The sequence below is a fragment of the Acidovorax sp. SUPP3334 genome (genome assembly GCF_030159055.1).
In the GTDB taxonomy this organism is placed as follows: Bacteria; Pseudomonadota; Gammaproteobacteria; order Burkholderiales; family Burkholderiaceae_C; genus Paracidovorax.
The window spans coordinates 1-21,707 of sequence record NZ_BQXQ01000059.1 but is presented as its reverse complement, the minus strand read 5'-3'; the positions used below and the strand labels follow the sequence as shown (position 1 = coordinate 21,707).

Annotated in this window: 14 protein-coding genes, 5 tRNA genes and 1 pseudogene; all 20 read right to left on the bottom strand. The window is 61.6% G+C overall.

Features of this window, described 5'->3' with window-relative positions:
- Window positions 1-123: 123 nt before the first annotated feature.
- A pseudogene (locus AVHM3334_RS21975) lies at window positions 124-1,376 on the bottom strand (tyrosine-type recombinase/integrase).
- Between the two features lie 181 nt (window positions 1,377-1,557).
- Window positions 1,558-1,633, bottom strand: a tRNA-Phe gene (locus AVHM3334_RS21970).
- Window positions 1,634-1,685: 52 nt separating this feature from the next.
- Entirely contained in the window at window positions 1,686-2,384 is a 699-nt protein-coding gene (locus AVHM3334_RS21965) for a response regulator (protein ID WP_284415598.1), read from the bottom strand.
- 38 nt (window positions 2,385-2,422) lie between these two features.
- On the bottom strand, window positions 2,423-4,705 hold the full coding sequence (locus AVHM3334_RS21960; RefSeq protein WP_284415597.1) for a sensor histidine kinase: 2,283 nt from the start codon (window positions 4,703-4,705) through the stop codon (window positions 2,423-2,425).
- Entirely contained in the window at window positions 4,702-5,325 is a 624-nt protein-coding gene (locus tag AVHM3334_RS21955; protein ID WP_502869967.1) for a DUF4390 domain-containing protein, read from the bottom strand. The genes AVHM3334_RS21960 and AVHM3334_RS21955 overlap by 4 nt, the downstream gene beginning before the upstream one ends.
- The gene (gene rsmB / locus AVHM3334_RS21950; protein ID WP_284415600.1) at window positions 5,315-6,655 is read right to left on the bottom strand and encodes a 16S rRNA (cytosine(967)-C(5))-methyltransferase RsmB; all 1,341 of its coding nucleotides are present in this window, start codon (window positions 6,653-6,655) and stop codon (window positions 5,315-5,317) included. Before rsmB ends, AVHM3334_RS21955 begins: the two co-directional genes overlap by 11 nt.
- A 218-nt stretch (window positions 6,656-6,873) precedes the next feature.
- Window positions 6,874-7,407: a LemA family protein gene (locus AVHM3334_RS21945; RefSeq protein ID WP_284415596.1), complete on the bottom strand. Its 534-nt coding sequence runs from the start codon at window positions 7,405-7,407 to the stop codon at window positions 6,874-6,876.
- A gap of 119 nt (window positions 7,408-7,526) precedes the next feature.
- Window positions 7,527-11,762, bottom strand: a complete 4,236-nt coding sequence (gene rpoC / locus AVHM3334_RS21940; RefSeq protein WP_284415595.1) for a DNA-directed RNA polymerase subunit beta' — start codon at window positions 11,760-11,762, stop codon at window positions 7,527-7,529.
- A gap of 21 nt (window positions 11,763-11,783) precedes the next feature.
- Complete coding sequence (rpoB, locus tag AVHM3334_RS21935) at window positions 11,784-15,896, bottom strand: DNA-directed RNA polymerase subunit beta (RefSeq protein ID WP_284415599.1); 4,113 nt, start codon at window positions 15,894-15,896, stop codon at window positions 11,784-11,786.
- 276 nt (window positions 15,897-16,172) lie between these two features.
- Window positions 16,173-16,550, bottom strand: coding sequence for a 50S ribosomal protein L7/L12 (rplL, locus tag AVHM3334_RS21930; RefSeq protein ID WP_284415594.1), 378 nt, complete (start codon window positions 16,548-16,550; stop codon window positions 16,173-16,175).
- 39 nt (window positions 16,551-16,589) lie between these two features.
- Window positions 16,590-17,114 carry a 50S ribosomal protein L10 gene (rplJ, locus tag AVHM3334_RS21925; protein WP_092746154.1) on the bottom strand — a complete coding sequence of 175 codons (525 nt, stop codon included), beginning with the start codon at window positions 17,112-17,114 and terminating at the stop codon, window positions 16,590-16,592.
- Window positions 17,115-17,348: 234 nt separating this feature from the next.
- Window positions 17,349-18,044 carry a 50S ribosomal protein L1 gene (rplA, locus tag AVHM3334_RS21920; RefSeq protein WP_284415593.1) on the bottom strand — a complete coding sequence of 232 codons (696 nt, stop codon included), beginning with the start codon at window positions 18,042-18,044 and terminating at the stop codon, window positions 17,349-17,351.
- 1 nt (window position 18,045) lies between these two features.
- Window positions 18,046-18,477, bottom strand: coding sequence for a 50S ribosomal protein L11 (gene rplK, locus AVHM3334_RS21915; protein WP_092746152.1), 432 nt, complete (start codon window positions 18,475-18,477; stop codon window positions 18,046-18,048).
- Window positions 18,478-18,581: 104 nt separating this feature from the next.
- Window positions 18,582-19,175 carry a transcription termination/antitermination protein NusG gene (gene nusG, locus AVHM3334_RS21910; protein WP_284415592.1) on the bottom strand — a complete coding sequence of 198 codons (594 nt, stop codon included), beginning with the start codon at window positions 19,173-19,175 and terminating at the stop codon, window positions 18,582-18,584.
- Complete coding sequence (gene secE, locus AVHM3334_RS21905) at window positions 19,175-19,558, bottom strand: preprotein translocase subunit SecE (RefSeq protein ID WP_284415591.1); 384 nt, start codon at window positions 19,556-19,558, stop codon at window positions 19,175-19,177. Before secE ends, nusG begins: the two co-directional genes overlap by 1 nt.
- 88 nt (window positions 19,559-19,646) lie before the next feature.
- Window positions 19,647-19,722: transfer RNA gene (locus AVHM3334_RS21900), tRNA-Trp, on the bottom strand.
- A 10-nt stretch (window positions 19,723-19,732) separates the two neighbouring features.
- The gene (tuf, locus tag AVHM3334_RS21895; protein ID WP_092745834.1) at window positions 19,733-20,923 is read right to left on the bottom strand and encodes an elongation factor Tu; all 1,191 of its coding nucleotides are present in this window, start codon (window positions 20,921-20,923) and stop codon (window positions 19,733-19,735) included.
- A gap of 70 nt (window positions 20,924-20,993) precedes the next feature.
- Window positions 20,994-21,068, bottom strand: a tRNA-Thr gene (locus AVHM3334_RS21890).
- A 47-nt stretch (window positions 21,069-21,115) separates the two neighbouring features.
- Window positions 21,116-21,189, bottom strand: a tRNA-Gly gene (locus AVHM3334_RS21885).
- 45 nt (window positions 21,190-21,234) lie between these two features.
- Window positions 21,235-21,320 (bottom strand) — tRNA-Tyr (locus AVHM3334_RS21880).
- Window positions 21,321-21,707: the final 387 nt, after the last annotated feature.

The following is a 21,707-nucleotide window of genomic DNA, read 5'->3' as shown; positions in this document are numbered from 1 at the left end:
ATCGCTCCTCGTCAGAGAGCGCCAACTCGACCTTCGGTCTGCCCATTCTCATCGCGGTATCTCCGGTTCCAACATACCTCAATGGCATGCACGATTAATGCCAGAAAATAACGGGACGGGACACTAGGCCGGCACGGCAGACCGCAGCTCGTCGAGGTAGTCTGCCCAGCGCTGCATCATCGCTAGGCGCTCTGCCATGAACTCTGTGCGGTTGTACGCACGCCCCAGGCTGTCTTTCACTGAGTGCGCCAGTTGGGCCTCGACCGCAGACTCGGACATGCCCAGGCGCTCCACCAGCATCGTGCGGGCGGTGGCCCTGAAGCCGTGGCCCGTCACCTCTTCGGCACTGAAGCCCATGGCGCGCAGGGCTGCGTTGATTGCCGCATCGCTCATAGGGCGCGCGTGGGTACGCTCTCCCCGGAACACCATCACGCCGCGGCCGGTGACTGGCTGCAGCTCTTCAAAAATGGCGACGGCCTGGCGGGCCAACGGCACCAGGTGAGGTTTGCCATACAGCTTGCCCACCTTCTCGCGCTTCATCCGTGAGGCCGGGACTGACCACATGCCGGCGGCCAGGTCGATCTCTGACCACCCCCTTGCCGCAGCTCACCTGGGCGAAGCAGCAGCATGGGTAGCAACTTGAGCGCAGCGTTTACCACTGGTGTGCCACGGTAGGAGTGGATGGCGCGCAGCAGGATGCCCAGGCGCTCGGGCGACGTGATCGCCGCAAAGTGCTTCACCATCGGCCGGCGCAGCGCGTCTTTCAGATCCCGGGCCGGGTTGCTGTCGATCTGGCCCGTAGCCACCGCGTACCGAAAGACCTGGCCGCAGTTCTCAAGCGCACGGTGCGCGGTCTCAACGACGCCCCGCCCTTCCACCCGCCGCAGCACGGCCAACACCATCGGCGGCGTGATGGCGTTGACGGGCTTGGCGCCCAGCCACGGGAACACGTCCACCTCGAGCCGCCGCATGATCTTTTGCCCATAGGTGGGCGACCAATCGTCGCGGCGGGTTTGGTACCACTCGCGGGCGATGTGCTCAAAGCTGTTGGGCTGTGGCAGGCCGGCTGCCTCGCGTGCTGCGTCGGCCTCATCGGTCTGCGCCTGCACCTTGGACGCTTTGCGCACGTCGCTCGGGTCGATGCCCTGCAAGATCAACGCACGGGCGTCATCCCGACGCTCGCGCGCCACTTTCAGAGAGATGTCGGGGTAGGTGCCCAGCGACAGCCGCTTCTCCACGCCTGCAATCCGGTATTTCAGCCGCCACCACTTCCCACCGCTGGGGGCAACTTCCAGGTACATGCCCTGGCCATCGGTCAATTTCTGGGTTTTGGGGCCGGGAATAGCGCGGCGAATTGCGGTGTCTGTCAGAGGCATTGGGGGCAACTTTTGGGGGCAGCTGACCCGAATCTAGCAGTTGCCCCCAAAGTTGCCCCCACGATGGGCTGGCTTGGCATGGACAGCCGTGGACGCGCACGGAAAAAAATCCCTAAGCGGTTGATTTGCTTAGGGATTTTGTCTTCTGCTGGACGTCTGTGGACGTCTGCATATAGGTGATTGGTGGCCTGGGGCGGAATCGAACCACCGACACAAGGATTTTCAATCCTCTGCTCTACCGACTGAGCTACCGGGCCTAAGCCTCAAATTATAACCAGAAAAAAGACGCATTCCGAAAAATTCGTCTGCTTAATTCCGTTTGCCACGCCCGAGGTCAACGCCGAGCTGGCGCAGCTTGCGGTACAGGTGCGTGCGCTCCAGGCCTGTTTTTTCGGCCACACGGGTCATGGAGCCGCCTTCGCGAGCCAGGTGGAATTCGAAATAGGCTTTCTCGAAACCGTCGCGCGCCTCGCGCAGGGGGCGGTCCAGATCGAATCCTTGGTGGGCGTGCGGGCCTGGGTCTTTGGTGACGACGGGCAGGGGCGCGACGGGGGCGCCAGCCGCTTCAGGCGCAGCGGGTGCTACTGCCGCAGGCGGTGGATTGGCGGCTGCCGCCGTGGCTGCGGCAGCCGCTGGCTGCCCAGCGCTGCGGGCCAGGCCTTGCTCCACGGCCTTGAGCAGCTTTTGCATGGTGATGGGCTTTTCCAGGAAGGAAAAGGCGCCGATGCGGGTGGCTTCGACCGCGGTGTCGATGGTGGCGTGGCCGCTCATCATGATCACCGGCATGGTCAGCGTGCCTGCCGTGGCCCACTCCTTCAAGAGGGAGACGCCGTCGGTATCGGGCATCCAGATGTCCAGCAGCACGAGGTCGTACGCACTGGCGGCACGGGCGGCGCGGGCCTGCGTGGCGTTCTCTGCCAGATCCACGCTGTGCCCTTCATCGTTCAGAATTTCCGACAACAGGTCACGAATGCCCAGTTCGTCGTCGACCACCAGAATGTTTGCCATGGGTTTTGATCAGCCTCGCGATGCGTTTCCAGGTGTTGTTAATGTGCCACCACGTGGCCAGGGGCGAATGATAGCGACACTTGCGCCCCACGCACCACCCCCTCTTCCACCCGATTGACAAGATCGACACGAGCCCCATGCTCGTCGGCGATCTTTTTCACCACAGCAAGTCCCAGGCCAGTGCCCCGGGGTTTGGTGGTGACGTAAGGCTCGAAAGCACGCTGCAGGATGTGGGCAGGAAAGCCCGATCCGCTGTCGGTGACGGTCAGGCGCACCCGGCGGGACGACTGGCTCCAGCGCGTGACGATGCGCACGGGCGCATTCGGCGCACTGTCGGGGGCACTGCGGGCTTTCTCGGTGCTGGCGTCCTGCGCGTTCTGCAGCAGGTTGTGGATCACCTGGCGCAGTTGCTGTGAGTCGCCGGCGATCTCGGGGCAGCGGGAGTCGAGTTCAGCCTCCACCGGGACGGTCGCGTTCTCGGCGCCGTAAAGCTGCAGTACGTCGGTGACGAGCGCATTCAAATCCAGCGCGTGCAGTTCGGCCGCCGGCAGGCGGGCGTAGTCGCGGAACTCGTTGACCAGCCGCTTCATGGCATCGACCTGATCCACGATGGTGCGCACGGACTTGGTCAGCACGGCCTGCTCGGCATCGGGCAGCTTGCCGGACAGCTTCATTTCCAGACGCTCGGCAGACAGCTGGATGGGCGTGAGCGGGTTCTTGATTTCGTGGGCCAGGCGGCGGGCGACTTCGCCCCAGGCCTGGACCCGCTGCGCCGAGACGATTTCGGAAATGTCGTCGAACACGAGCAGGCGCAAGGCGTTGGGTAGTTCCGCCCCGCGCGCGACCAGGCTGGTGCCGTTGTTGGCCACGCCCGAAGCCGGAGAGCCATACAGATCGAAGGAGTGTTGCCAATGGTCCAGGCCGTGCTGCTCGCGATCGCCCAGGAAGGCTTCGAAGTGGCTCTGGATGGCGCTGGCGAATTCGGCCAGCCCCGGCAAGTCGGCCAGGGGACGGCCTTCGAACGCCGCCATGGGCGCGCGCAGGATGCGGGTGGCGCCTGGATTGGTGGAGCGGATCCGGCCCTCGGCATCCAGCACGATCACGCCAGCGGTGAGGTTGTCCAGAATGGTCTGCAAATGGGCGCGCGCCGCATCGACCTCGCCCATGCTGTGCTCGACGGCGTTGCGGGCGTCGGCCAGTTGCTGGGTCATGACGGCGAACGAGCGCGTCAGCCCGCCCAGCTCGTCGTTGCCCTGCAGCACGGCTTTGGGGCCCAGGTTGCCGGAGGCGACCTCGCGCACGCCTTCGGCCAGCACCAGCAAGGGACGCGCGAGTTGGCGGCCCAATAGAACGGCGAGCAGCACCGCCCCGAAAACCGCCAGGAACAGGCTGAGCGTGAGAGTGCCGATGTACATGCGCCGCAGCCCCTCGCGGGCCAGGGCGCGCTCTTGGTATTCGCGATTGGCCTCCTGTACCGCGATGGCGTTGGACACCAGCACCTGCGGCAGCCGCAGCGTGGCCTGCAGGTAGCGGGGCTCGACCAGCAGCCCCACGCTGGCATTGCCCACGGCCACCAGCGTCTTGACCCGTGCGTTCTGCACGGCGGTGGGGTCGGCGATGTCGTCCAGCCCCTCGATCTGGAAGGTGGCGCGCTGCTGGCGCGCGTTGCGCAGCAGTTGGGCGCTGGGCCGCTCGGGGCTGAGGTCGAAACGGGATTGCCCCACGCTGGCGACGGGCTGGCCCGCCGTGTTGAACAGCACTACGTCGCTGGCCCCCAACTGGTCGCGGATGCGTTCGAGCACGACGCCGGCACCGGCATCCGGCACCTGGGCGAGCTGGCTGCTGGCCGTGCGGGTCTGCGTGGCCATGTCGCCGGCGATCGTGTCCAGCGTGACGCGGGCCAGGCTCACGCCGGCGGACAGGGCGCCCTCGACCTTCACGTCGAACCAGCTTTCGATGGAACGGGAGACGAACTGGTAGGACACCACGTAGATCAGCAAGCCGGGCAGCAGCCCCACCACCGCAAAAATGCCCGCCAGCTTGACCAGAAGGCGGCTGCCGAATCTCCCGCGCCGCAGGCGGACCGCCAGGCGCACGACGACCCAGACGAGCACCGCGAGCAGCAACACCGCCACCAGCACGTTGAGGCCGAACAGCCAGCCATAGTTGCGCTCGTACAGCGCGCGGTTGTTGGTCGCGACCGTGAGCAAAAACAGCAGTACCAGGCCGATCGCACACATGATCGCGACGCCCACGCCCAGCGCCCAGCGTGCTGCCTTGGTCTGCTGGGGCGTGCGCGGAACGCTGTGATCGTTCGTCATGGCGCGCGCTCGGCCACGGCGCGCACGCTGCGCGACAGCATCAGGTCCCAGCCCGAGCGTCCCACGGCCCCGATCTGGAAAGGGCGGGGCAACTGGGACATGTCCAGGCGAAACTGGAAGTGCACGGTGTACGGCCCGCCGGAGACCTCCTCCGCATCGGCGATCTTCCATCGGCTGATGCGCTGCATGGCGGAGAGGGCATCGCCCAGGTCGTCGAAATTCTGCCCCAGCGCCACGCCCAGCCCGGTGTTGGCGAACGGCGCGGAAGACTGGTTGAGGCGCCATCGGCGCGTGAGCGGCTGGTAGCTCAGCCGCAGGTAGCGCACTGAGTGGGCGACCGGCTTGTCATACCAGTACCAGCGTTCGCGAACGACGTCGGCTTCGGCCACGAAGTACATGGAGATGCCCTTGTAGAGCGCGTCCTCCGCCAGTTCGGGCAATTCGAACTGCAGGGTGGTGGAGAGGTACAGGCCCTCTTCGCTGGCCTCGACGCGCAGGTCGGTGGCATCGGGCTGGGCCAGCGCGGCGGGCGACCACAGCGCAAGGCACATGCACAGCAACGCGGCCAACACCAGCGGCAGCCACCGACCAGGCCACGCGGCGCGCAGGTCAGTCGGCATGCTTTTGCAACAGGGCGTAAAAGAATCCGTCATGGTCACCCGTTGGATTCTCGGAGACGATGCCGCCTTCGTCCGTTTTACCGGGTATTAAATGACCGGGCGATTGCAGCAAACGGGCGTCGGTGTTGCGCGCAAGAAACGCTTGCGCCTGCACTTCGCCTTCGGCCCGGAACACGGAGCAGGTGCAATACAGCAGCCGCCCGCCCGGTCGGAGCAGCGGCCAGAGGGTGTCGAGCAGGCGATGCTGCTGCCGCGCCAGTTGCTCGATATCGGATTCACGGCGCAGCCAGCGCACATCGGGATGGCGACGCACGATGCCCGAGGCCGTGCACGGCGCATCGAGCAAGATGGCATCGAACAGCCCTCCCCCGCTGGCTTCGAGCCAGCCGTCCTGCGGCCGCCCTGCATCGGCGACGAGCACCTGGGCCTGGGCTTGCACGCCCACCCGCTCGAGCGTTTCATGGATGCGGGCGGTACGGGCGGCATCGATCTCGAGGGCCACGACTTTCAGCGGCGAGGCCGGGCCGGCGTACTCCAGCAAATGGGCGGTCTTTCCACCGGGCGCCGCGCAAGCATCCAGCACCCGCAATGGCTTGGACAGGTCAAGCCCCTGCAGCAGCAGCGGCGCGGCCAGTTGCGCGGCGGCGTCCTGTACCGAAGCATGGCCCTGCGCGAAGCCGGGCAACTGCTGCACCGCCACAGGACGCTCCAGGACCACGCCGTACTCGCCCACGGCAGATGCTACAAAATTAATAGCATCAAACCCTAGTAGATATTGTGCTGGAGTCGTTTTTTGCACATTGACCCGCAGCGCCATCGGTGCGTGCGTGTTGTTGGCATGCAGGATCTGCTGCCAATGCTGCGGATGGTCCTTGCGCAGCCGGGTGATCCACCATTCGGGGTGGTTCCAGCGGGCGACGGGGTCATCGTCGGTCGCGGCCACGAGCGCATCACGCTCGCGCAGAAAACGGCGCAGGCAGGCATTCAGGAAGGCCGATTGCGCCTGGGTGGCCGGGTTGCGCTTGGCCGCCTCCACCGCCTGATTCACCAGGGTGAAGGTTTCGTAGGGAGCCTCTTCGGGTGACCACGCCAGCGCAAGTGCTGTACACAGCAGAGCATCGGCCCGCAGCGGCGGATTGCGGGGCGCCAGCTGCTTGCGCAGCGCCTGGGCACGGCCGAGATTGCGCAGCACCTGGAACAGCAGCGCCTGCACGCCGGGCCGCAAGCCTGGCTCGACCGCGGCCATCGCCGCCGTACCGGATTGCCCGCCGCGAACGGCCTGCAAGGCAGTCACCACCGCGTCCAGCTGCCGCCACAGCGCCGGCTCCATGCGGCGGTCGCTCTCCGCAGGGGGCGGAAAGAAACGAGAGGGAGGGCGCGGCTGCGGGGCGGTCATGGTCGGGAGCCTGTCGTTAAAAAGGAAAGGCCGGGGTGCGAGCGCTCTGGGCGATCGCTTCCTGGCCAAACCGGGATCAGTTGGTCGGTCGGTCTATCGTTATCGGGTCAGCCATCCCATCCGTCGCGGGATGAAACGGCTCGGAAGGCAGCCTACAGCGTTCGCGCCGCCTTGAACCCGAACAGCCAGGCCAGCAAGCGCGCTGGAAACTGGCCGATGGCATGGTTGTATTGCAGCGCCGCATCGTTGAACTGGCGGGTGGCAAGCGCATTCTGGGCCACCAACTCCTGCCACCGCTGCGCCCACAGAGGCAGCGCCGCGCCGTCGCCCGGCGCCTGCGGCACTTCCGAGGCGCGCACCATGGCCAGCCAGGCGGCCTCGAGCACTTCGCGCCCGGTCAACAGCGCCGCAGCCGCGCCCGCATCCAGCGGGCGCGCACGCGCGACGGCCAGCGAAGCGCCGAATTGCGTGGTGGCGGCCCACAGCGCAGCCCGGGCGTCTGCCTGGGCGGTGGGCGCGGGCCCCTGGGCGGCTTCGTATTCGCCGAGCATGGCCATCATGCGCATGAGGTGGGCATCCAGCCCGCCGAACGCCTGGATGGCGGCCGAGCGCAATCGCACGATCCGGTTGTAGGCGCCCACGGCCCAGAACAGCAGCAGGGCAAGAAAAATCCAGGAGGACAGCATTGCGGCCACCGATCCCGCTTGGGTACGCAGGATCGGCGCATAAAAAGGAAACGGATAAGAAAAACGCTCCCGGCCTGCCATAGCGCAGAGCGGGAGCGTTTCAGGGAGCGCGCCGTGGCTTATTGGGCGGTGGCGTCACCCAGGCTGGCGGTGCTTTCGGCGTCGGACGAGTCCTCCGTCGTAGCAGCCATCTCAGCGGCTTCGGCATCGGCGATGGCGCGGCGCTCGGCGTCGTCCATGGCTTCCTTGGCCTTGCGTGCCTGGTGATACGCCAGACCGGTACCAGCAGGGATCAGGCGACCCACGATGACGTTTTCCTTCAAGCCGCGCAGCTCGTCGCGCTTGCCCATGATGGCAGCCTCGGTCAGCACGCGGGTCGTTTCCTGGAAGGAAGCGGCCGAGATGAAGGAGTCGGTCGACAGAGAAGCCTTGGTGATCCCCAGCAGCACGTTGCTGTACGTCGAAGGGATCTTGCCTGCGGCCTGCAATGCCTCGTTGGTGTTGAGGATCTCGGAGCGCTCGACCTGCTCGCCGGCGATGTAGTTGGACTCGCCCGGGGCCTCGACCACGACGCGGCGCAGCATCTGGCGAACGATCACCTCGATGTGCTTGTCGTTGATCTTCACGCCCTGCAAGCGGTACACGTCCTGCACTTCATCGACGATGTAGCGCGACAGCTCTTCGATGCCCAGCAGGCGCAGGATGTCCTGCGGATCGGCCGGGCCGTCCACCACGGACTCGCCCTTGTTCACGACCTGGCCTTCGTGCACCAGGATGTTCTTTTCCTTGGGGATCAGTTCATCCCAGACCTTGCCGTCCGGATCGGTGATCTGCAAGCGCACCTTGCCCTTGGTTTCCTTGCCGAACGAGACCGTGCCGGTGATTTCGGCCAGCATGCCCTTGTCCTTGGGGGAACGGGCCTCGAACAGCTCGGCCACGCGGGGCAGACCGCCGGTAATGTCGCGGGTCTTCTGGCCTTCGACCGGAATCCGCGCCAGCACTTCGCCGGGGCCCACATCCTGGCCATCGCGCACCTGGATCAGCGAGCCGATCTGGAAGCCGATGGTCACCGAGTGGTCGGTGCCCGGGATCTTCACTTCCTGGCCTTGCGCGTCGATCAGCTTGACCTGCGGACGCACCACCTTGGCGGAGCCGCGGCGCTTCGGATCGATCACGACGAGGGTGGACAGACCGGTCACATCGTCCACCTGCTTGGCGACGGTGAGGCCTTCCTCGACGTTCTCGAAACGCACCTGGCCGGCGAATTCCGTGATGATCGGGCGGGTCAGCGGGTCCCAGTTGGCGAGGATCGTGCCGGCCTTGACCGTCTGATCCGCATTGACGGCCAGCGTCGCACCGTAAGGCACCTTGTGGCGCTCACGCTCGCGGCCGTGTTCGTCATGGATGACGATCTCGCCGGAACGGGCAATCACCACCAGTTCGCCCTTGGTGTTGCTCACGTAGCGCATCGTGGCGTTGAAGCCGATCACGCCATTGGACTTGGCTTCCACGCTCGAGGCGATGGCAGCGCGCGAAGCGGCACCACCGATGTGGAACGTGCGCATGGTCAGCTGCGTGCCGGGTTCGCCGATGGACTGGGCAGCGATCACGCCCACGGCTTCGCCGAGGTTGATCAGGCCGCCGCGGCCCAAGTCGCGTCCGTAGCACTTGGCGCACAGGCCATAGCGCGTTTCGCAGGTCAGTGCCGTGCGCACCTTCACCTCGTCCACACCCACGTTTTCGAGTTCCTCGATGAGGTCCTCGTCGAGCATCTGGCCGGCAGGAGCCAGCACCGAGCGCGTTTCGGGATGGAGCACTTCGTCGGCCGTGGTCCGGCCCAGGATGCGGTCGCGCAGCGATTCGATGACTTCACCGCCCTCGACGATGGCGCGCATCAACGAACCATTGGAGGTGCCGCAGTCTTCTTCGGTGACCACCAGATCCTGCGTCACGTCCACCAGACGGCGCGTGAGGTAACCCGAGTTCGCCGTCTTCAGCGCCGTATCCGCCAAGCCCTTACGGGCACCGTGGGTGGAGATGAAGTACTGCAGCACATTCAGGCCTTCACGGAAGTTCGCCGTGATGGGGGTCTCGATGATGGAGCCGTCAGGCTTGGCCATCAGACCGCGCATGCCGGCCAGCTGGCGAATCTGCGCTGCGGAACCGCGGGCGCCGGAGTCGGCCATCATGTAAATGGAGTTGAACGACTCCTGGTCCACTTCGTTGCCGTGGCGGTCGATGGTCTTTTGCTTGGCCAGCTGGGCCATCATGACCTTCGACACTTCGTCGCCGGCCTTGCCCCAGATGTCCACCACCTTGTTGTAGCGCTCGCCGGCGGTCACCAGACCGGAGACGTACTGCTGCTCGATCTCTTTCACTTCCTTCTCGGAACGCTCGATGATCCCGGCCTTTTGCGGCGGCACCAGCATGTCGTCCACGCAGATGGAAATACCGGCGCGCGTGGCGAGGCGGAAACCGTTCTGCAGCAGCTTGTCGGCGAAGACCACCGTCTCCTTCAAACCGCACTTGCGGAAGCTCACGTTGATGAGCTTGGAGATTTCCTTCTTCTTCAGCGCCTTGTTGATGTTGCTGAAAGGCAGGCCCTTGGGCAGGATTTCGGACAGCAGCGCACGGCCGGCGGTGGTTTCCACCAGCGACGTGGAAGGCACGAACTCGCGCGTGTCCTTGTTCTTGGTCCACTCGGTCAGGCGCACGGTGATTCGGGCAGCCAGTTCGACTTCGCCCGCGTCGAGGGCACGCTGAACTTCGCCGGTGTCAGCGAACACCAGGCCCTCGCCCTTGCCGTTGATGCGATCGCGGGTGGCGTAGTACAGGCCCAGCACCACGTCTTGCGACGGAACGATGGAGGGCTCGCCCGAGGCCGGGAACAGCACGTTGTTGGAGGCCAGCATCAGCGTGCGGGCTTCCATCTGCGCTTCCACGGACAGCGGCACGTGAACGGCCATCTGGTCACCGTCGAAGTCGGCGTTGAACGCAGCGCAGACCAGAGGGTGCAGTTGAATGGCCTTGCCTTCGATCAGGATCGGCTCGAAGGCCTGGATGCCCAGACGGTGCAGCGTGGGAGCACGGTTCAGCATGACCGGGTGCTCTTTGATGACCTCTTCCAGAATGTCCCAGACCACGGGCGTGCCGGATTCGACTTCCTTCTTGGCGGCCTTGATCGTCGTCGCGATGCCCATGGCTTCGAGGCGCGAGAAGATGAAAGGCTTGAACAGTTCCAGCGCCATCAGCTTGGGCAGACCGCACTGGTGCAGCTTGAGCGTCGGACCCACGGTAATCACGGAACGACCGGAGTAGTCCACGCGCTTGCCCAGCAAGTTCTGGCGGAAACGGCCCGACTTGCCCTTGATCATGTCGGCCAGGGACTTCAGGGCACGCTTGTTGGCGCCCGTCATGGCCTTGCCGCGGCGGCCGTTGTCCAGCAGCGAGTCGACAGCCTCCTGCAGCATCCGCTTTTCGTTGCGCGCGATGATTTCCGGAGCCTTCAGCTCCAGCAGGCGGCGCAGGCGCGAATTGCGGTTGATGACCCGGCGATACAGGTCGTTCAGGTCGGACGTGGCAAAGCGGCCACCGTCCAGTGGCACCAGCGGACGCAGGTCCGGTGGCAGCACGGGCAGCACGTCGAGCACCATCCAGCCCGGCTTGATGCCGGACTTCTTGAACGCTTCCAGCACCTTCAGGCGCTTGGCATTCTTCTTGACCTTGACTTCGGAACCGGTCAGGTCGCCACGCAGCCTTTCGATTTCGAGGTCGATATCGATGGCTTCGAGCAGATCCTTGATGCCTTCCGCGCCCATCTTGGCGATGAACTCGTCACCGTATTCCTTGCGCTTGGCGTCGTAGTCGTCCTCGGACATGATGCTGAACTTCTTCAGCGGGGTCATGCCAGGGTCGGTCACCACATAGGCCTCGAAATACAGCACGCGCTCGATGTCGCGCAGCGTCATGTCCAGCACCAGGCCCAGACGCGACGGCAGCGACTTCAGGAACCAGATGTGGGCGCAAGGCGCGGCCAGATCGATGTGGCCCATGCGCTCGCGGCGCACCTTGGTCTGCGTGACTTCAACGCCGCACTTCTCGCAGATGACCCCGCGGTGCTTCAGGCGCTTGTACTTGCCGCACAGGCATTCGTAGTCCTTGATGGGCCCGAAGATCTTGGCGCAGAACAGGCCGTCGCGCTCAGGCTTGAACGTCCGGTAGTTGATGGTTTCGGGCTTCTTCACCTCGCCGAAAGACCACGAGCGGATCTTTTCGGGCGAAGCCATGCCGATGCGGATGGCATCGAAATGCTCGTCCGGCGTGAATTGCTTGAACAGGTCGAGTAACGATTTCATGGACTCTTTCCCTTCAATTTCTTAAGAACGTTCCAGTTCGATGTCCAGGCCCAGGGAACGGATTTCCTTGACCAGCACATTGAACGATTCCGGCATGCCGGCTTCGATGGCGTGTTCGCCCTTGACGATGGATTCGTACACCTTGGTACGGCCCACCACGTCGTCGGACTTCACGGTCAGCATTTCCTGCAGCACGTAGGCGGCGCCATAGGCTTCCAGCGCCCACACTTCCATCTCCCCGAAACGCTGGCCACCGAACTGGGCCTTGCCGCCCAGAGGCTGCTGCGTGACGAGCGAGTAAGGACCCGTGGAGCGGGCATGCATCTTGTCGTCCACCAAATGGTGAAGCTTCAGGTAATGCATGTAGCCGATGGTGGTCGGGCGCTCGAAGCGCTCGCCGGTACGACCGTCGAACAGATACGCCTGCGTCCGTGCGGAAGTCAGGCCCTTGCGTTCGGCGATGTCGTCCGGATAGGCGATCTTCAGCATGTCCTTGATCTCTTCTTCCGAAGCACCATCGAACACGGGCGTCGCATACGGCACACCGTTGGTCAGGTGACCCGCCATCGCCATCAGCTCATCGTCATTGAACTGCGACAGGTCTTCCTTGCGGCCACGCGAGTTGTAGACCTCTTCGAGGAACTTGCGCATGTCGGCCGCCTTGGCCTGCTCCTGCAGCATGTTGCCGATGCGCTGGCCGATGCCTTTGCCCGCCCAGCCCAAGTGCACTTCGAGCACCTGGCCGATGTTCATGCGCGATGGCACGCCCAGCGGGTTCAGCACGATGTCGGCAGGGGTGCCGTCGGCCATGTAGGGCATGTCTTCGACCGGAACGATCTTGGACACCACGCCCTTGTTGCCGTGGCGGCCGGCCATCTTGTCGCCGGGCTGCAGTCGGCGCTTGACGGCAAGGTACACCTTGACCATCTTCAGCACGCCCGCGGGCAGTTCGTCGCCTTGCGTGAGCTTCTTGCGCTTTTCTTCGAAAGCCAGATCAAAGCTGTGGCGCGTCTGCTCGAGCGAGTTCTTGATCGACTCGAGCTGCGTGGCCACCTCGTCTTCGGCTGGACGGATGTCGAACCAGTGGAATTTCTCGACGGAAGCCAAGTAAGCCTTGTCGATCTTCGTGCCCTTGGCCAGCTTTTGCGGGCCGCCGTTGGCGACGCGGCCATTCAGCAGCTTTTCGATCCGGTCGAAAGCGTCGGCTTCCACGATGCGCAGCTGATCGTTCAAGTCCAGGCGGAAACGCTTGAGTTCGTCGTCGATGATCTGCTGGGCACGCTTGTCGCGTTGAATGCCTTCGCGGGTGAACACCTGCACGTCGATCACGGTGCCTTGCGAGCCCTGATCCACGCGCAGCGAGGTGTCCTTCACGTCGGATGCCTTCTCGCCGAAGATGGCGCGCAGCAGCTTTTCTTCTGGCGTCAGGGTGGTTTCGCCCTTCGGCGTGACCTTGCCCACCAGCGTATCGCCGGGCTGCACTTCCGCACCCACGTAGATGATGCCGGACTCGTCCAGGCGATTCAGTTGCTGCTCCGACAGATTCGGAATGTCGCGCGTGATTTCTTCCGCGCCCAGCTTCGTGTCACGGGCCATGACCACCAGTTCCTCGATGTGGATCGAGGTGTACCGGTCTTCTGCCACGACGCGTTCGCTGATCAGAATCGAATCTTCGAAGTTGTAGCCGTTCCAGGGCATGAACGCGATCAGCATGTTCTGGCCGATGGCGATTTCGCCGAAGTCCGTCGATGCGCCGTCGGCGATCACGTCACCCTTGGCCAGCACATCGCCCTTTTGGACGATGGGGCGCTGGTGGATGTTCGTGTTCTGGTTGGAACGCTGGTACTTGATGAGGTTGTAGATGTCCACGCCCACTTCGCCGGCCACCGCCTCTGCGTCGTTCACGCGAACCACGATGCGGGTGGCATCCACGTAGTCCACCACACCGCCGCGGTTGGCAGTCACCACGGTGCCGGAATCCACAGCGGCCACGCGCTCGATGCCGGTGCCCACCATGGGCTTTTCAGGACGCAGCACAGGCACGGCCTGGCGGGACATGTTGGCACCCATCAGTGCGCGGTTCGCATCGTCATGCTCGAGGAACGGCACGAGCGAAGCGGCCACCGACACGATCTGCGCAGGCGACACGTCCATGTACTGCACGCGCTCGGCGCTCAGCAGCGTCGATTCGCCCTTCTCACGAGCCGATACCAAGTCGCCCGTCAGGCGGCCTTCCTTGTCCAGCGTGGCATTGGCCTGCGCGATAACGTACTTGCCTTCTTCGATGGCCGACAGGTAATCGATCTGGTCGGTCACCTTGCCATCCACCACGCGGCGGTACGGGGTTTCGATGAAGCCGTACTCGTTCAAGCGGGCATACAGAGCCAGCGAGTTGATCAGGCCGATGTTCGGACCTTCAGGCGTTTCGATCGGGCAGACGCGGCCGTAGTGGGTCACGTGCACGTCGCGCACTTCGAAGCCGGCACGCTCGCGGGTCAGACCACCCGGGCCAAGGGCCGACACGCGGCGCTTGTGGGTGATTTCGGCCAGCGGGTTGGTCTGGTCCATGAACTGCGACAGCTGCGACGCACCGAAGAACTCCTTGAGTGCCGCGGAAATCGGCTTGGAGTTGATCAGGTCGTGCGGCATGAGCGGCTCTTGCTCAGCCTGGCCCAGACGTTCCTTGACGGCCTTTTCGATACGTGCCAGACCGGTGCGGTACTGGTTCTCGGCCAATTCGCCCACGCAACGCACACGGCGATTGCCCAGGTGATCGATGTCATCGACTTCGCCGTTGCCGTTGCGCAGGTCCACGAGGATCTTGACCACGGCCAGGATGTCTTCGTTGGAGAGCACCATCGGGCCGGTGGATTCGTCACGGCCGATCTTGGCGTTGAACTTCATGCGCCCGACGCGCGACAGATCGTACGTGTCCGGATTGTAGAACAAGCGCTGGAACAGGGCCTGAACCGCGTCTTCCGTTGGTGGCTCGCCGGGGCGCATCATGCGGTAGATCGCCACGCGCGCAGCGAATTCATCCACCGTTTCATCGATGCGCAACGTTTGCGAGATGTAGGCGCCCTGGTCGAGTTCGTTCGTGTAGATGACCTGCAGGTCCTGCACGCCGGAAGAACGCAGCTTCTTCAGCAGCGCTTCGGTCAACTCCTCATTGGCCTTGGCAATGATTTCGCCGGTATCGCCGTCAACGATGTTGCGGGCAACGACACGGCCGATCAGGAAGTCCTCTGGCACGCTGATGTGCGTGGTGCCGGACTGCTCCAGTTCGCGGGTGTGGCGGGCCGTGACGCGCTTGTCCTTGGCCACGACCACCTTGCCGGACTTGTCCGTGATGTCGAAACGCGCCACTTCGCCACGCAGGCGGTCGGAGACGAACTCCATTTGCGCGCCGCTGTCCATCAGGCGGAAGTTGTCGTTGACGAAGAAGTTCGCCAGGATCGATTCGGGATTCAGGCCGATGGCCTTCAGCAGGATCGTGACCGGCATCTTGCGACGACGGTCGACACGGAAATACAGAATGTCCTTGGGATCGAACTCGAAGTCCAACCACGAACCGCGGTAGGGAATGATCCGTGCCGAGAACAGCAGCTTTCCGGAGCTGTGGGTCTTGCCCTTGTCATGCTCGAAAAACACGCCTGGCGACCGGTGCAGCTGAGACACGATCACGCGCTCGGTGCCATTGATGATGAACGAGCCCTTGTCGGTCATCAGGGGCACTTCGCCCATGTAGACCTCTTGCTCTTTCACTTCCTTGACCACTTTGGACTGCGACGTGGAGGACTCGCGGTCATAAATGATCAACTGCACCTTGGCACGCACGGCCGAGGCGAAAGTCAACCCGCGTGTCTGGCACTCACGCACGTCGAATGCAGGCTTGGCAAGGTTGTACTCGATGAACTTCATCTCGACAAAACCATTGTGCGAGACGATCGGGAAAGCGGCGTCGAACGCAGCCTGCAAGCCTTCTACGGTTCTTTTTTGGGGTGCTTTGTCGGCTTGCAGGAACGCGGTATATGCGTCCTTCTGCATCTGCAGCAGATAAGGAACTTCCAGCACGCTATCGCGGCTGCCGAAACTTTTGCGAATTCGCTTGCGTTCGGTATAGGAATAGGCCATGAGATCTCCGGGCAAAGACATGAGTCCTGGGTCTTCGACGACTGACCTGCAAGGGCGCTTCCTCACAGGCTTGGCGGTTGGCCACTACCAACCATGGCGGACGGCGATGCGTTGCACATCACCCGAACCAAGGTATCTTCTGCTGTCGGGATGGTCAGAAGACACTAGAAAACAGCGCCATGGGCACTGCTTTCTGGTGCGCTCTGGGCGTAAACCCCATAAGCACCAAAGGCTGGGAGCCCTTTGCGGAGCCCCCAGCCCTGGAATCCAGGCGAATTACTTGAGTTCAGCCTTGGCGCCGGCTTCCACCAGCTTCTTCACGGCAGCTTCAGCGTCAGCCTTGGCAATGCCTTCCTTGACGTTCTTAGGAGCACCGTCCACCAGGTCCTTGGCTTCCTTGAGGCCCAGGCCCGTGATTTCGCGCACAGCCTTAATCACGGACACCTTGTTGGCGCCGGCTTCGAGCAGAACCACGTTGAATTCCGTTTGCTCTTCAGCAACTGCAGCACCACCGCCGCCGCCGCCAGCGGCAGGAGCTGCCATAGCGGCTGCGCTCACGCCAAACTTTTCTTCAATGGCCTTCACCAGGTCATTGAGTTCCAGAACCGTCATGCTGTCCAGAGCGGTCAAAAATGCGTCTTTATCGAATGCCATTTTATTTCCTAACAATTTGTTGGTTGTCTGTCGGGCCAATCAAGCCGCGACAGGTTCGGCGGCCGTCTCGGCAGCGCCTTCGCCTTTTTTGGCCGCCAAAGCACCCAGCACAACGGCCGTACGCGAAATGGGGGACATAAGCAAGCCACAAATCTGAGCCAACAACACTTCCTTGGAAGGAATGTTGGCCAGTTGCTTAACGCCGTTGACATCCAGGGCTTTGCCACCGAAAGCGCCACCACGAATTACCAACTTGTCGTTGGTCTTCGCGAAATCGGCCACCACCTTAGCGGCAGCCACAGCGTCTTCGGAGAAACCATAGATCAGCGGACCGGTCATCTGATCTGCCACCACGTCAAAAGCGCTGCCGGCTACAGCACGGCGAGCCAGAGTGTTCTTCAGAACACTCAGGGTTACGCCCTTGCTGCGAGCATCAACACGCAGTTTGGTCATGTCGGCGACCGTGATGCCACGGTATTCCGCGATCACAAGCGTTTGAGCTTTAGCGGCGAGGCTGGTCACTTCACTGATGACCGCTTCTTTCTCACTGCGATTAAGACTCAAGGTCTACTCCTTAAAATGCGTATCCGGCAAAAGCCTCATACGCGCTCTTGTTGCAGCGACCAACTGTTCAGGAAAAATTCCATCTGCAGCGGGATCGCCATCTGCGTTGGCATCACTATCGATTTAAGTGCGACCACTTCGCACACCAACGGTCTTGGATGGCCTGTAACTCTTAAAGAGCCACAGCCCACCACATCGAACCAATCCGAAGATTAGTCCGAAGATTTCTTGCAATTACGCTGCGATGGATTGCGTATCCACGCGGACACCCAAGCCCATCGTGGAGGAAACAGCCACTTTGCGCAGGTACACACCCTTGCTGGTTGCAGGCTTGGCCTTCGTCAGCGCATCAATCAATGCAGCCAAATTGCCTTGCAGCTTGTCGTTGTCGAAAGAACGACGACCAATGGTGCTATGCACGATACCGGCCTTGTCAACGCGGAACTGCACTTGACCTGCCTTGGCGTTCTTCACAGCTGTAGCAACATCAGGCGTCACGGTGCCGACCTTGGGGTTTGGCATGAGACCGCGCGGGCCCAGAATCTGGCCCAGCGTACCAACGACGCGCATTGCATCAGGGGCGGCGATGACCACATCGAATGGCATGTCGCCAGCCTTCACCATGGCGGCGAGGTCGTCCATACCGACGATGTCCGCACCAGCGGCCTTGGCTTCTTCAGCTTTTGCACCCTGAGCGAAAACAGCCACACGAGTCGTCTTGCCAGTGCCGTTAGGCAGCACAACGGCGCCCCGAACCACTTGGTCAGACTTCTTGGCATCGATGCCGAGTTGAACGGCCACGTCGATGGATTCGTCGAATTTGGCCGTTGCAGCGTCCTTGACGATCACCACTGCATCAGCGAATGCATACAGCTTGTTGCTGTCTACTTTGCCTTGCAAGGCTTTTTGCTTCTTGGTCAGCTTGGCCATCTTACAAACCCTCCACCGTCACGCCCATCGAGCGAGCAGAGCCGGCCAGCGTGCGCACAGCTGCGTCAACGTTGGCGGCATTCATGTCTTTCATCTTGGTCTTGGCGATCTCTTCGAGCTGTGCACGCGTGATCTTGCCCACCTTGGTGCTCAAAGCGTTAGCAGAACCCTTTTCCAGCTTGATCGCCTTCTTGATCAAAGTCGTCGCAGGCGGCGTCTTGATGATGAAGGTGAAGCTCTTGTCTGCGAAAGCCGTGATGACCACGGGCAAAGGCAAACCTGGTTCGACACCTTGGGTCTGGGCATTGAATGCCTTGCAGAACTCCATGATGTTGAGGCCACGTTGGCCCAATGCAGGGCCAATAGGTGGGGATGGATTGGCTTTACCAGCTGGCACTTGCAGCTTGACAAAACCGACGATTTTTTTCGCCATGTTTACTCCTTACGGGTGTTATCGCTTTGGCCACAGCCTCAGCTCCCCGGGGTTTACGACTCATCAAATTGTTCGCACCGAGTCGAAAAATGCGAACCCAACAATCAAGTCTTTTCGACCTGCCCGAATTCCAATTCCACTGGCGTAGAGCGGCCAAAAATCATGACAGAAACGCGCACTCGGCTTTTCTCGTAATTAACCTCTTCTACGGAACCGTTGAAATCCGTGAACGGCCCTTCTTTGACGCGCACCAACTCACCAACCATGAATTCAATTTTGTGCCGGGGCTTATCAGTCCCCTCTTGCATCTGGCTGACGATCTTTTGCACTTCTTCTTCAGAAATGGGGGCAGGACGATTCTTAGCGCCCCCAACAAAGCCAGTTACTTTATTGGTGTGCTTGACCAAATGCCAAGTGTCGTCGTCCATCACCATTTCCACAAAAACATATCCAGGAAACAACCGACGTTCGGTGGTTTTACGCTGGCCGTTCTTCATCTCAACGACCTCTTCAGTAGGTACGAGGATGCGCCCAAAATTTTGCTGCATGCCCGCACGACCGATGCGCTCAATAATATTGCGCTCAACCGCCTTTTCCATCCCTGAGTATGCGTGGACGATATACCAACGCAGATCAGGATTGACAGGCGTCACGGGGCTCGATGCGTCTCCGCTTACAACTTCAAGATCATCTGTCATTATTTTCTCCAGCCCAGAATCAGATCGTACAAAACCCATTCCAAAGTCTTGTCAGTGAACCAGAGAAAAAGCGCCATGATGACGACAAACGCAAAAACGTAAGCCGTCATCTGAAGAGTTTCTTTGCGTGTCGGCCAAACAACCTTTTTTACCTCACGCCAAGCATCACGCGCAAACCCTACAAACTGGCGGCCAGGCTCAGAAACCAAAAAGACAGCCATAGCAATGGTCAAGCCAACGAGCAAAGCAGCCCATTGAATTATCGGCCCTTGCTTATTAAGCAAATAAAAGCCGGCAATTGAAGCGAAAACCAAAGCGCCTACTGCGGCCAATTTGGCTTTATCAACTCCAGTGCTAACGGTTTCAACTTGAGACGTTGCCATAGTTGCCTATTTTTTTACTGGGAATTTGGCATCTAAAAGACACCGAAGCCCGCCAGGACATGGCGGGCTTGGAGCTACCACTATCAAGTGGCAGGGGCAGTAGGAATCGAACCTACAACCTTCGGTTTTGGAGACCGACGCTCTGCCAATTGAGCTATACCCCTATTTTCATGCTTAAGCGATGATCTTTGCCACGACGCCGGCGCCGACGGTACGACCGCCTTCACGGATGGCGAAGCGCAGGCCTTCTTCCATGGCGATGGGGTTGATCAGCTTGACGGTGATCGACACGTTGTCGCCTGGCATGACCATTTCCTTGTCGGCCGGCAGCTCGATGGCACCGGTCACGTCGGTCGTGCGGAAGTAGAACTGAGGACGGTAGTTGTTGAAGAAAGGCGTGTGGCGGCCACCTTCGTCCTTGGACAGCACATACACCTCGGCGGTGAAGTGCGTGTGCGGCTTGATGGAGCCGGGCTTGCACAGCACTTGGCCGCGCTCGACGTCTTCACGCTTGGTGCCGCGCAGCAGCAGGCCGACGTTGTCGCCAGCTTGGCCTTGGTCCAGCAGCTTGCGGAACATTTCCACGCCGGTGCAGGTGGTCTTTTGCGTGTCGCGGATACCGACGATTTCGATTTCTTCGCCGACCTTGATGATGCCGCGCTCGATACGACCGGTCACCACGGTACCGCGGCCGGAGATGGAGAACACGTCTTCCACAGGCATCAGGAATGCGCCGTCCACAGCGCGCTCTGGCGTTGGGATGTAGGTGTCCAGGGCATCAGCTAGCTTCATGATGGCTTCTTCGCCCAGCTTGCCCTTGTCGCCTTCCAGGGCGAGTTTCGCGGAGCCGCGCACGATGGGGGTGTCGTCGCCTGGGAAGTCGTACTTGTCCAGGAGTTCGCGCACTTCCATTTCGACGAGTTCCAGCAGCTCTTCGTCGTCCACCATGTCGCACTTGTTCAGGAACACGATGATGTAAGGCACGCCCACCTGGCGGGCCAGCAGGATGTGCTCGCGCGTCTGGGGCATCGGGCCGTCAGCGGCCGAGCACACCAGGATGGCACCGTCCATCTGGGCGGCACCGGTGATCATGTTCTTCACATAGTCAGCGTGGCCGGGGCAGTCCACGTGGGCGTAATGGCGGGCAGCCGTTTCGTATTCCACGTGAGCGGTGTTGATGGTGATGCCGCGGGCCTTTTCTTCAGGAGCCGCGTCGATTTCGTCGTACTTCTTGGCTTCGCCGCCGAACTTGGCGGACAGCACCGTGGCGATGGCTGCCGTCAGCGTCGTCTTGCCATGGTCCACGTGACCGATCGTGCCCACGTTCACGTGGGGCTTGGTACGTTCGAACTTACCTTTTGCCATTTTTTCGACTCCGGAAAAAACTACAAGACATCACAGTGACGCCTGCAGATTCATTGCAAGCGCCTTAGATTGGTGCCCATGGCGGGAATCGAACCCGCGACCTCTCCCTTACCAAGGGAGTGCTCTACCACTGAGCCACATGGGCAATTCCGAGGCATAAACTCTAGAACTTCTTGATAACCAACTACAAACTGGAGCGGGAGACGGGAATCGAACCCGCGTCATTAGCTTGGAAGGCTAGGGTTCTACCATTGAACTACTCCCGCATCATTTTTGCAGACTTTGCGCCGCGCCCAGCGCGATCTCACAATTGGTGGAGGGGACTGGATTCGAACCAGTGTAGGCGTAAGCCAACAGATTTACAGTCTGCCCCCTTTAGCCACTCGGGCACCCCTCCGATCAATCCATGATTATAGCAGTTCTTCCCCTAGAAATCGACTACTTCAGTAGAAATATGCCAGCAGGTGTACTCCGCTGCATCGAACTCAGGCAACCTAAACCTATCGCGGCAAACCTCAACTACATCACGCAACCCCATCAACTCACTTCATTGAACGGCCAAGCTTCAATTCGGCCATCAAATCTCAGCTTTTGTCAGTCTCAGAAGCATCAACTCCAGTCGCTTACTGAAGTGAGGCGCTGGGGGGCATGTTGACACGCAAAGCAAAACGCCCCGCCATCGAAAGATGGAGGGGCGTTTTCGGCTGTAAGAGCCTGACGATGACCTACTTTCACACGGGAATCCGCACTATCATCGGCGCAAAGTCGTTTCACTGTCCTGTTC